Here is a 10,587-nt window from a genome sequence, read left to right on the forward strand (position 1 = left end):
ACTCCGCCGTGGCCGGGCTGCTGTCCGCCCTCGCCGAAGGGCTGAGCTGGCCGGAGCGGCTGGCACGCGCGGTGGCCCTGTCCACGGCGACCGTGATGGCCCCGGCGGCCGGCGAGTTCGACCGCGCGGCCTACGAGGACCTGCTGACCCGCGTCACCGTCGAACAGCACGCCCCGGCGGCCTGAACACACCGGGCACCCGCCCCGGCGAGCGGCAAAGACGCCCCCTCCCGGGCCCCCGTGCACCACCGCGTCCCGGCTCGCTGGGCGAGGACCGGGACGCGGTGGTGCACGGGTTGCCGGAGCGTACGGCGGGTCAGCTCTTGACGTGGCCCGACTTCAGCGAGAGCTGGTCGAGGTTGGCGTCGCACGAGTCGCCCTCGTTGCACGACAGCATCAGCTTGTTCGTCCCCTTCTCCAGCTGGACGTACGCATACGTCGTCGTCCAGCCCTTCTCCAGGTCTCCCTCCGCGGCACGCGCGAAGTTCTTCATGTTGATGGAGCGGGGCGCCTCGTCGTTGACCGTGAGGGACGTCTTGGCGTCCCTGCCCGGCACGCCGTACGTCACGTACAGCGTGTACGGGCCGCTCTCCGGCACATCGACCGTCCAGGTGGCCGACCGGCCGACCTCGTTGAGGCTGATGTATTGGCCGTTGGCGCTCTTCGCGCCCTTGACCGTGTTGTCCAGCGAGGCCGTGCCCCCGAGCGTCAGCGTCGCCGCGTCCTGCTCGGGAAGATCGACGGGTTCCTGGGACGGATCCGCCGACTCCTCGGGCTTCGGGGACTCCTCGACCTCCTCGGCCGGACCCGCCGAGGAACTGGCCTCGGCCTTCTTGCCCTCGTCGTCGTCACCCGTCATCAGCGCGGCACCGATACCGACGAGCACCACCGCGACCACGGCGACGGCCGCGATCAGCAGCGCCTTCGTGTTGGGGCCGCCACGGCCGGGACCGGCGTTCCTGCCGCCCCCGCCCGGCACCGACCCGTGCTGCGCGGTCACCGCACCGCCGGGGTAGGTCTCCGGCGCCGCGTACTGCGGGTTCGGCCGGCCGTACTGCTGGGGCTGCTGGCCGTAGACCGACTGCTGCGGGACCTGCCCGTACTGGCGCTCGCCGACCGCCCGCACCTGGTTGTACGACGTTCTGGGCCTGCCGGGCTGCGCCGCGGGACCGGGGTAGCCGTAGCCGCCCTGCCCGGGCGGCTGTGCGCCTGCCGCCTGCCCGTCCGCGTACAGATAGCCGAACGGATCGTCGTCCTCGGGCTTGCTCGCGCCGTTGTTTCCGGCCGTCATCCCTGGGTCACTCCTCACCATGTCGCCAGCCGTCGCCGACCGGCCGAGCCTACCCCGAACGGAGCACGCGTCGAATTGCCTCCGGCCCCCCGGAAAACCGGGCGGTGTACGGGAACAGCCAGGGCGTTAACGTCAGCCTGCTCTGCGGTGAACCTTCGATCGGGACCGCTTCTCCACGTACATCCGCTGGTCGGCGGAGTGCAGGACCTCTTCGTCCGTCATGCCGCACTCGGCCCAGCCGATACCGAAACTCGCCCCGACCCTGACTGCCCGGCCGTCCACCCTGATGGGCGGAATGATGGCGTTACGCAAGCGTACGGCCAGATCCGCGGCATCTGCCGCCCCGAGGCCGTCCGCGAGGACGACGAATTCGTCACCCCCGAGCCGCGCGACGGTGTCACCGTCCCGTACGCAGGTCGTGAGGCGGCGGGCGACCTCGATGAGAACTGCGTCACCCGCGTGGTGCCCGAAGCGGTCGTTGATGGACTTGAAGCCGTCGAGGTCGCAGAAGAGCACCGCGAGCCCCTTGGTCCCGTCGTCGTGCTCCGGGTCGGGCGCCTCGAGGTGCACATGGTGGTCGTAGGGGCCGACGCCCGGCGCGACCTCCCCTTCGTAGCCGTCCATCCGGTACCCCTGCGCCGAACTCTCGACGTCGCCGTACGCCGCGTCCAGCGCCTCGATCGCGGTGGAGGTCATCGAGTGAGGCCTCTCACACAGGCGTGCGCTGAGCCGGGAGCGCAGCTCGGCGCTGTTGGGCAGGCCGGTGAGCGCGTCGTGCGAGGCGCGGTGCGCGAGGTTCAGCTCGTTGCGCTTGCGCTCCTCGATGTCCTCGACATGGGTGAGCAGGAAGCGCGGCCCGTCCGTGGTGTCGGCGACGACGGAGTTGCGCAGCGAGACCCACAGGTACGTGCCGTCCCTGCGCCCCAGCCGCAGCTCCGCGCGCCCGCCCTCGGCGGACGTGCGGAGCAGGGTGCCGATGTCCTCGGGGTGGACGAGGTCGGCGAAGGAGTAGCGGCGCAGGACCGAGGCGGGGCGCCCCAGGAGCCGGCAGAGCGCGTCGTTGGTCCGCAGCAGCCGCCCGTGCTGGTCACCGCCTATCTCGGCGATGGCCATGCCACTGGGGGCGTACTCGAAGGCCTGGCGGAAGGATTCCTCACTGGCGCGCAGCGCCTGCTGCTCGCGCTCCAGCCTGACGAGGGCGCGCTGCATGTTTGCTCGGAGGCGAGCGTTACTGATCGCAATGGCGGCCTGGGAGGCGTACATCTGGAGGGCCTCGCGGCCCCAGGCGCCGGGGCGGCGGCCGTTGCGCGGCCTGTCGACCGAGAGGACACCCAGGAGGTCCAGACCTCCGCCGGTGGCGTACATGGGGGCGTAGAGGCGGTCCAGGGGGTGCCACTCGTCCTCGAAGCGGGGCTCCGGACCCTCGGTGTGCCACTGCGGTACGTCGTCGTCGAGGAGCACCCAGCCCTCGGTGTGGGGTATGAACCGGAGTCCGTCCCAGGCCTCACCCATCGACAGCCTGCGCTCCCAGGACTCACGGGAGCCGACACGGCCGGTGATCAGGGCTTCCGCGGCGCTGTTGCCGGCGAACGCGGCCACCACGAGATCACCGTCGGGGCGGACGAGGTTCACGCAGCCCAGCTCATAACCGAGGCCGGTGACGATGCCGTCGGCCACGGACTGCAGCGTGTCCGCCAGGCTCCGCGCCGTGTTGAGATCAGCGACGGCCTGGTGCAACTGCCGCATGGTCGCAAGGCGGACGTACGGCTCCGACTCGGCCTCCATTGCTCGCACTCCCCGAGACCTCGACAGCAACTCCAGGTTTCATATCGACGTACTTGTTGCACTGTCACGGCCACTGAATCACAGTGAGCTGTGCACCCGGTACACAGGGTCAACAAATATTGCTCTCTGTGACTCAAGTCACAACAGATGGTGAAGACTGCCCGAGGCACCTCCAGGGACTCCTGTTGTTCACCGAACGCAAATCGCTGTTCACTGAACGCACATCGGAGCGCGTGGTCCCTCGGTCCTAGGTCCCGGCTGGTCCCCTGGCCCGATGTGACGGCGCGCCCCGCGGCACTAGCGTGCCCGGTGTGCCGCAGAAGACTCCCCCCGCCCCGCGCCCCGAAGCCGTCCTCCATGCTGAAGGGGTGAGCAACGACGAATTCCGCGCCGCCCTGTCCCGTCTGGCCGCGGGCGTGGTGCTGGTCACCGCCCAGGAACCGCCGCTCGACGAGTCCGGCCGGGGTGAGGAGGTCGGGATGACCGCGACCGCCTTCATGTCGGTCTCCCTGGACCCGCCGCTGGTCATGGTGAGCCTGCGCAACGACTCACGGATGGACGACCTGCTGGCCGAGCAGCCCCTGTGGGCGGTGTCGGTGCTGACGGAGGGCCAGCGGCACGTCGCCGGGCGGTTCGCCATGAAGGGACGGATCAGCGACCGGCTGCTGTTCGCGGACATCCCCTGCACCCGGGGCGAGGCCACGGGGGCGCCACTGGTGGGCGGGGCGCTGGCCACCCTGGAGTGCCGTACGGAACAGCGCGTCGTGGCCGGGGACCACACGCTGGTGATCGGCCGGGTGCTGGGGGCGTCGCTGCCGAGCCCGGACGGCGAGCCCCTGACGTACTTCAAGGGCCGCTACCGGCAGCTGGGCTGACCCGCGCTCCCTGCCGGGCTCCGCACGGTCCTACCAGTCGCGGCCGGAGCGCCCGCGCTTCGTGTCGCTCCGCTGCTTCTTCTCCCGCAGCCGGCGCTCGTTGATGCCACGCGGGATCTTCTTCTTGAGGCGCGGCTTGGGCGGCGGTGCCGTGGCCTCCGCCAGGAGCGCGGCGAGCCGCACGGCGGCCGTCTCGCGGTTGCGCCACTGGGAGCGGTGCTCCGAGGCCCGTACGGAGACGACACCGCCGACCAGCCGGCCCGACAGCCGCTCCATGGCCCGGGCCTTCCACACCTCGGGCAGGGAATCGGTCGCCGCGAGATCGAAGCGGAGCTCCACCTGGGAGTCGCTCGTGTTGACGTGCTGTCCGCCGGGCCCGGAGGACCGCGAGAAACGCCACATGAGTTCGGCCTCCGGCAAGGAGACCGAACCGCGGATGACATAGGGCCCGGACATGACCCCCATGTTCCCCGGCCCCCAGCCGGTTCGTCACCTTGTTTTGCGAGCGTTCGGCCAGAAGTTCGGCAAAGAAAGTAAAGCGAGCAGGAACCTCGTGGTCACTTGTCTGCGTTAGGACGGGTGACGGTAGCTTTCGTGAGGGCACGAAGCCCGCACACGAGTCACATGACGAGGAAAGGGACTTCCCATGGCTGTAAGCCTGTCCAAGGGCGGCAACGTCTCGCTCACCAAGGAGGCCCCGGGCCTGACCGCCGTCACGGTCGGCCTCGGCTGGGACGTCCGGACCACCACCGGCACCGACTTCGACCTCGACGCCTCGGCGATCGCGGTCGACAACGCCGGCAAGGTCTTCTCCGACAGCCACTTCGTCTTCTTCAACAACAAGGCGACACCGGACCAGACCATCGTCCACACCGGTGACAACGTCACGGGCCAGGGCGAGGGCGACGACGAGCAGATCAACGTCAACCTCGCGGGCCTTCCGGCGGACATCGACAAGATCGTCTTCCCGGTCTCCATCTACGACGCCGAGGCCCGCAGCCAGAACTTCGGCCAGGTGCGGAACGCCTTCATCCGCATCATCAACCAGGCCGGCGGCACCGAGATCGCCCGCTACGACCTGAGCGAGGACGCCGCCACCGAGACCGCCATGGTCTTCGGCGAGCTCTACCGCAACGGCGCCGAGTGGAAGTTCCGCGCGGTCGGCCAGGGTTACGCCTCGGGCCTGCGTGGCATCGCCCAGGACTTCGGCGTCAACCTCTGACGCACCGGCTTCCCACGGGAGCCCCCCGCCGGCCCCGGCCGGCCGGGGGCTCCCGTGCGTTCGCACCGCGGAGCCACTCCGCGTACGCCGTACCTCCCGCGCGTCGTGCTGTGCCGGTTCGCCCGCACCGTGACGCCCGATGCGCGGCTGCCGCTACTTGGAGACGGCTGCGACGCCCGCCGCGGCGAACTTCTCGTCCAGGGCTCCGCTCGGGGCGCCCGCCACACCGATACCCGCCACCGGGGCGCCCTTGACCTGTACGGGCGAGCCGCCCGCCAGGAACAGGGTGCCGGGGATGTCCTTCAGATTCGGTGCCTGCTCCAGGCGCTCGACCAGCTCGGAGGTGGGCGCGTTCCAGGACACGGCGGTGTACGCCTTCTTCACGGCGGACTCGGGGGACTGCGGGCCCGCACCGTCGCCGCGCAGGGTCACGACGGTGTTGCCGTTACGGTCGACGACGGCCACCGAGATGCGCTGGTTCTCCTTCTTCGCAGCGTCCAGAGCGGCCTGCGCGGCCTTGGTCGCGGCGGCGACGGTCAGGTGGGTGGACTGCTGCAGATTCCGGTCGGAGGCGTCGGCCTTCACGACGGCGGCGGGCGCGGCGGCCGGGGTGGACGCGTTGGCGGACATCGCGCCGAAGGTTCCGGCGCCCAGGGCTGCGGCGGCGACGGCACCGGTCAGGACACGGGTGCGCAGCGACATCTTCTTCATGGTGGGCTCCTCGGGTGTTTTCGGCTCGGCCTCGAACCGTCTGGCTTCCGGTCTCGATCCTCCGGCCGGATCCGGGCCCGTACCGTCGGCGTACCGGCTGGAAGCCGCGCCCGTGTCGGCTGACCGCTCCGTCAGCCGATCGGTTGATGCGGGGGCGGCCCCGGGAAGCGACCATGGGATGTCCGCGCAGGTCAGCAGCAGCGCGGGAGGCAACAGCGCGGCGATGCGGCAGCGCAGGTCCTGGTCGAGGAAGCGCGGGGTACGAGGTGCGGCGGTACGGAAGCGATCCGGACGCGGAGCGGACGGCGCCCCCGGGCACCACGGACCGGCCGGACACACCAGGCTCCCCGGAGACCACGGACCGGCCGGACACGCCCGGTGCCGACCCGGACGCCCGGTGGCTGTCCTTCCTCATGCACGCCGCGTTCTTCCTGCTGCTCGGCGCCTCGCTCGCGCGCTTCCTGATGCGCCACCCCGGCGAGACCCGTACCCCCTGGATCATCGCGCTGTCGGCCGTGCTCGCCGTCCTGTACCTCCTCGGGCCGGTGCTCGGCTCCCGCCCCACACCCCGCCGGCTGACCTGGCTGGGCGTCCTCGTCCTGGTGTGGATGATCCTCGTCGTCCTCGCGCCGAGCTTCGCGTGGTGCGCGGTGCCGCTCTTCTACACGGGCCTGCGGATCCTGCCGCCGCGCGCCGCCCTGGCCCTCGTCGCCCTGCTCACCGTCTTCGTCGTCGCCGCACAACTGCGGCTCGCCACGGGCTTCGACCCGAATCTCGTCCTCGCCCCGCCCGCCGTCGCCGCCGTCGCCACCGCCGTCTTCGTCCACATGCAGCGCCAGGCCGTACGCCAACGGGAGCTCGCCGCACGGCAGCGGGAGCTGATCGACGACCTGCTGCGCACCCGACGGGAGCTGGCCGCGACCGAACGCCGCGAAGGAACGCTCGCCGAACGCCAGCGGCTGTCCATGGAGATCCACGACACCCTGGCCCAAGGCCTCTCCAGCCAGCAGATGCTGCTCCAGGCGGCCGACCGCTCCTGGGACACCGACCCGGCCGCCGCCCGGGGTCACGTCCTGACGGCGGCCGGCATCGCGGAGCGCAGTCTCGCCGAGGCCCGCCGCTTCGTGCACGACCTCGCCCCGGCCGACCTGGCGGAGGGCGGTGGCCTGGAGGCGGCCCTCCACGCGCTCGCCGCCCGGGAGACCGCTCAGGCACGAGGCGGCCTCACCGTCCGCTGCCATGTGGAGGGCGTCCCGGCCGTCACGCTTCCCGACCGGGTCCAGTCGGCGCTGCTGCGCATCGCGCAGGGCGCCCTCGCGAACGTCGCCGAGCACGCGGAGGCCACCGTCGCCGCACTGACCCTGACCCACCTCGGGGACCGGGTCGTCCTCGACATCGCCGACAACGGCCGGGGCTTCAGCCCCGGGCGGCCGGCGCCCCGCCCGCCCGAGGGCGTACGCGGCCACGGACTGCCCGCGATGCGGGCCCGGGTCCAGCAGCTCGGCGGCACCCTGACCATCGAATCGGCCCCGGGCGACGGCACCGTCCTGTCCGCCGCCGTCCCCCTGCTCCACCCCGCCACCCGACCCGCCCCGGAGGACCGCGCATGACTCCGCCCGTACGGATCCTGCTCTGCGACGACCACACCGTCGTACGGGCCGGGCTGCTCGCCCTCCTCGGCGGTGAGCCCGACATCGAGGTCGTGGGCGAGGCGGGCAGCGGCGAGGAGGCCGTCGCCCTCGCCGCCCGGCTCGGCCCCGACGTCGTCCTGATGGACCTCCAGCTGGGCCCCGGCATCGACGGCGTCGAAGCCACCCGCCGCATCGCAGCCGCCGGAACAGGCCATGTGCTCGTCCTCACCACCTACGACACCGATGCCGACATCACCCGTGCGATCGAGGCGGGAGCCACCGGCTACCTGCTGAAGGCCGAACGCCCGGAAGAGCTCTTCGCCGCGATCCGCGCCGCCGCACAGGGCCGCACCACGCTCTCCCCACCGGTCGCCAGCCGGGTCATGGCCCGGATGCGCAGCCCCCGGCCCTCCTTGACCGACCGCGAACGAGACATCCTGGGCCAGCTCTCCCGGGGCCTCGGCAACCGTGACATCGCGCGGGCCCTCTTCATCAGCGAGGCCACCGTCAAGACCCACCTGGGCCGGATCTACGAGAAGCTCGGCGTGGACACCCGGGCAGGAGCGGTCGCCGTCGCCAAGGAGCAACGGCTCCTCCCGTGACCGACGACCGATGCCCCGCGACCGATGCCCCGTGACCGATGGCCGATGCCCCGTGCCCGGCGCCCGGCGCCCGATTGACCGCCGGACCGCCGGGCCGCCGGACCGCCGGACCGCCGGACCGATGGACCGATGGACCGATGGACCGCCGGACCGATGGACTGGCGGTCCCGCCCCTCAGCCGCTCGGCGCCGCCCCCCTGCCGGGCGGACCGCCCCGCAGCAGCCGACGAGGCCCCCGGGGCAGCGGACGGCGCGGGGCGCTCACACGGCATGACACCATCGAAGCGTGCTCGACATCGGCTACTCCCTCTCCCGGCGCTTCCCGGACCCCCCGCAGACCGACTACCGCCGCGCGGACGTCCACGCCCTGCGGCACGACCTGTTCTCCGGCGACGTCTACCTCGCCGACACCAAGGCCGACCGCGAAGTATCCACAGCCTGGGGGTGGGTGCCCGTACTCGACTTCGCCTGGGCGCTCTGCGACATCGTCGAACAGATCGACCGCGACCCCCGGGGCAACCGCTCGCACCGCCGGCAGTACGCCGAGCTCGACTTCACCGAGTCGTCCGACCGGATGCTCTTCGAACGGCGCTTCGGCTGGGTGGACGTCGAGGCCGACTGGATGCCCGGCGACGAGCCCCCGCTCACCTTCAGCCACTCCCTGCTGCGCCGCGAGGCCCGCGACTTCCTGCACGACCTGATCGCCGACCTCGCCGACATGCACGAAGGCCTCGCCGACAACCCCGTCATCTGGGACCTCCAGGCCCGCTTCCCCCGTCTCTGACGGCGCCCGGAGCCCCCGCCCCGGCCTACGCCTCCACCCGCACCCCGATCTGCGCCGCGAACGCCGGAGCCAGCTCCATCAGCTGGGACGGGCTGATCACCGCCCCCGCCAGCCGCTCCACACCCCGCGCGATGTCGAGCTCGGCGACCGTCCGCAGATCGACGGACTCCATCCGCACGGAACTGAAGTCGGCCCGCTTCAGCACACAGTCCCGGAACTCCACCCGCACCAGCTGCGCCTCCCCGAAATCCGGCTCCGAGAGCACACACCCCTCGAAGACGACGTCCTTCAGCCGTGCCTTGCGCAGATTCAGGTAGTCGATCTTCCCGCCCCGCACGAGCACCCGCTCCAGCACCGCACCGTGCAGCTGCACCCCGCCCAGCCGCGCGTCCACGACCTCCACATCCCGCAGCGACGCCCCCGCCAGATCGGTGCCCACCCCCCGCACACCCGTCAGCACCGAATCGATGAACCTGGCCCGCACCAGCTCCGTGCGGTCCAGGGCGCAGCCACGCAGCTCGCAGTCCATGAAGCGCGCTCCGGGACCCGACGCGTCGGCCAGATCCGTCTCCTCGAACCGCACACCGTCGTAATCCCCGTCGGCCTCCAGGCCCTCACCGTCGTACGCCACGAGCGGCGGCAGCCGGACCTCCGGCCGCCGCGCCTCGGCCACCCCGCCCTTCGCGCCCGCGCTCCTGCTGCTCCTGCTGCCTGTACGTGCCATGCCCCCATCGTGACGCACACCACCGACATCACTCCGGCCCGGTGTCACAGAACCAGCACGGCGAACCGCCCGCCGCCCACCACGCACCGGAGACGCGCGGCACGGCGGGCAGGGACGTCCTCGTACCGTGAAGAACCTCAGGCCGCCCCGAGCTCCGCCAGCGCTCCGTCCGTCAGCCGGTACACCGTCCACTCGTCCTGCGCACGCGCACCCAGCGACTCGTAGAACACGATGGACGGGGCGTTCCAGTTCAGCACCGACCACTCCAGACGCCCGTAGCCGCGGTCCACACAGATCCGCGCCAGCTCCGCCAGCAGCGCCTTCCCGTAACCGCTGCCGCGACGCCCGGGACGCACGTACAGATCCTCCAGGTACACACCGTGCACCCCGCGCCACGTCGAGAAGTTGAGGAACCACAGCGCGAACCCGACCACGTCGCCGTCCTCGTCCGACACCGCCACATGCGCGTACGCGGCGGGGCGCTCGCCGAACAGCGCCTCACGCAGCTGTTCCTCGGTGGCGTTCGCCTCGTCGAGCGCCTTCTCGTACTCGGCGAGCTCACGGACCATGGCGTGGATGGCAGGGACGTCTTCAACAGTGGCTGTACGAATCATGGAGGCAGCCTAAACAGGCCGGCAGACCTCCCCGCCCTTTCAATTCCGCCCCAGCAACTGCCGGGCGATCTCCGCATGATCCGCCGCCGGCCGCCGCGCCCCGCCCCGGATCCCCCACAGCCCGTTCTGCAGCACCCGCCCCAGCGTCCACGCCCGCGCACGCTCCCGGTCCAGCCCCAGCACCCCGGACAGCAGATCGAACCTCCACAGCACCTCGGACGCGTCGAACCTGTTGTGCAGTGCCGGGAACAGCTCGAACCCCGGATCACCGCCCAACGGCTTCGGATCCAGCGCGACCCACTCCCCCGCCCGGCCCTCCTCCGCGCGCCCGGCCAGGATGTTGCCGAAGT

11 protein-coding genes and 2 pseudogenes are annotated in these 10,587 nt (G+C 71.6%); 6 read left to right on the forward strand and 7 right to left on the reverse strand.

Features of this window, described 5'->3' with window-relative positions; translation table 11 throughout:
* Positions 1–185 (forward strand): annotated as a pseudogene (locus tag VN520_RS27090) (1-phosphofructokinase); the annotation flags it as partial.
* 130 nt (positions 186–315) lie between these two features.
* Here the strand turns inward: VN520_RS27090 and VN520_RS27095 are convergent.
* Both VN520_RS27095 and cdgB read right to left on the reverse strand, forming a co-directional pair.
* The gene (locus VN520_RS27095; RefSeq protein WP_325749574.1) at positions 316–1,290 is read right to left on the reverse strand and encodes a carbohydrate-binding protein; all 975 of its coding nucleotides are present in this window, start codon (positions 1,288–1,290) and stop codon (positions 316–318) included.
* A gap of 132 nt (positions 1,291–1,422) precedes the next feature.
* Positions 1,423–3,075, reverse strand: a complete 1,653-nt coding sequence (cdgB, locus tag VN520_RS27100) for a diguanylate cyclase CdgB (RefSeq protein ID WP_325749575.1) — start codon at positions 3,073–3,075, stop codon at positions 1,423–1,425.
* A 368-nt stretch (positions 3,076–3,443) separates the two neighbouring features.
* Here cdgB and VN520_RS27105 point away from each other — a divergent pair, with 368 nt between their 5' ends.
* A complete protein-coding gene (locus VN520_RS27105) occupies positions 3,444–3,950 on the forward strand; it encodes a flavin reductase family protein (protein WP_325749576.1) in 507 nt (168 codons plus the stop codon).
* Positions 3,951–3,980: 30 nt separating this feature from the next.
* Here the strand turns inward: VN520_RS27105 and arfB are convergent, their stop codons facing one another.
* Entirely contained in the window at positions 3,981–4,415 is a 435-nt protein-coding gene (gene arfB, locus VN520_RS27110) for an alternative ribosome rescue aminoacyl-tRNA hydrolase ArfB (RefSeq protein WP_325749577.1), read from the reverse strand.
* 181 nt (positions 4,416–4,596) lie between these two features.
* On the opposite strand from arfB, the gene VN520_RS27115 reads away from it, so the two are divergent.
* Positions 4,597–5,172 carry a TerD family protein gene (locus tag VN520_RS27115; protein ID WP_325749578.1) on the forward strand — a complete coding sequence of 192 codons (576 nt, stop codon included), beginning with the start codon at positions 4,597–4,599 and terminating at the stop codon, positions 5,170–5,172.
* Positions 5,173–5,325: 153 nt separating this feature from the next.
* Here VN520_RS27115 and VN520_RS27120 read toward each other — a convergent pair whose 3' ends face one another.
* Positions 5,326–5,883, reverse strand: a complete 558-nt coding sequence (locus tag VN520_RS27120; protein WP_325749579.1) for a heme-binding protein — start codon at positions 5,881–5,883, stop codon at positions 5,326–5,328.
* A 401-nt stretch (positions 5,884–6,284) separates the two neighbouring features.
* Between VN520_RS27120 and VN520_RS27125 the strand changes: the two genes are divergently transcribed.
* The 3 genes from VN520_RS27125 (at position 6,285) to VN520_RS27135 (ending at position 8,899) form a co-directional block, all read left to right on the forward strand.
* Positions 6,285–7,493: a sensor histidine kinase gene (locus VN520_RS27125; RefSeq protein ID WP_414719965.1), complete on the forward strand. Its 1,209-nt coding sequence runs from the start codon at positions 6,285–6,287 to the stop codon at positions 7,491–7,493.
* A complete protein-coding gene (locus tag VN520_RS27130) occupies positions 7,490–8,116 on the forward strand; it encodes a response regulator transcription factor (RefSeq protein ID WP_325749581.1) in 627 nt (208 codons plus the stop codon). Before VN520_RS27125 ends, VN520_RS27130 begins: the two co-directional genes overlap by 4 nt.
* A 285-nt stretch (positions 8,117–8,401) precedes the next feature.
* Positions 8,402–8,899: a hypothetical protein gene (locus tag VN520_RS27135; protein ID WP_325749582.1), complete on the forward strand. Its 498-nt coding sequence runs from the start codon at positions 8,402–8,404 to the stop codon at positions 8,897–8,899.
* A gap of 25 nt (positions 8,900–8,924) precedes the next feature.
* On the opposite strand, the gene VN520_RS27140 is transcribed toward VN520_RS27135, so the two are convergent.
* The 3 genes and pseudogenes from VN520_RS27140 to VN520_RS27150 form a co-directional block, all read right to left on the reverse strand.
* Positions 8,925–9,623, reverse strand: coding sequence for a pentapeptide repeat-containing protein (locus tag VN520_RS27140; RefSeq protein ID WP_325749583.1), 699 nt, complete (start codon positions 9,621–9,623; stop codon positions 8,925–8,927).
* A 137-nt stretch (positions 9,624–9,760) separates the two neighbouring features.
* Positions 9,761–10,237 carry a GNAT family N-acetyltransferase gene (locus VN520_RS27145; protein WP_325749584.1) on the reverse strand — a complete coding sequence of 159 codons (477 nt, stop codon included), beginning with the start codon at positions 10,235–10,237 and terminating at the stop codon, positions 9,761–9,763.
* Positions 10,238–10,276: 39 nt separating this feature from the next.
* Positions 10,277–10,587: pseudogene (locus VN520_RS27150) on the reverse strand (hydroxyurea phosphotransferase); the annotation flags it as partial.

The organism is Streptomyces sp. (assembly GCF_035563135.1).
Lineage (GTDB): Bacteria > Actinomycetota > Actinomycetes > Streptomycetales > Streptomycetaceae > Streptomyces.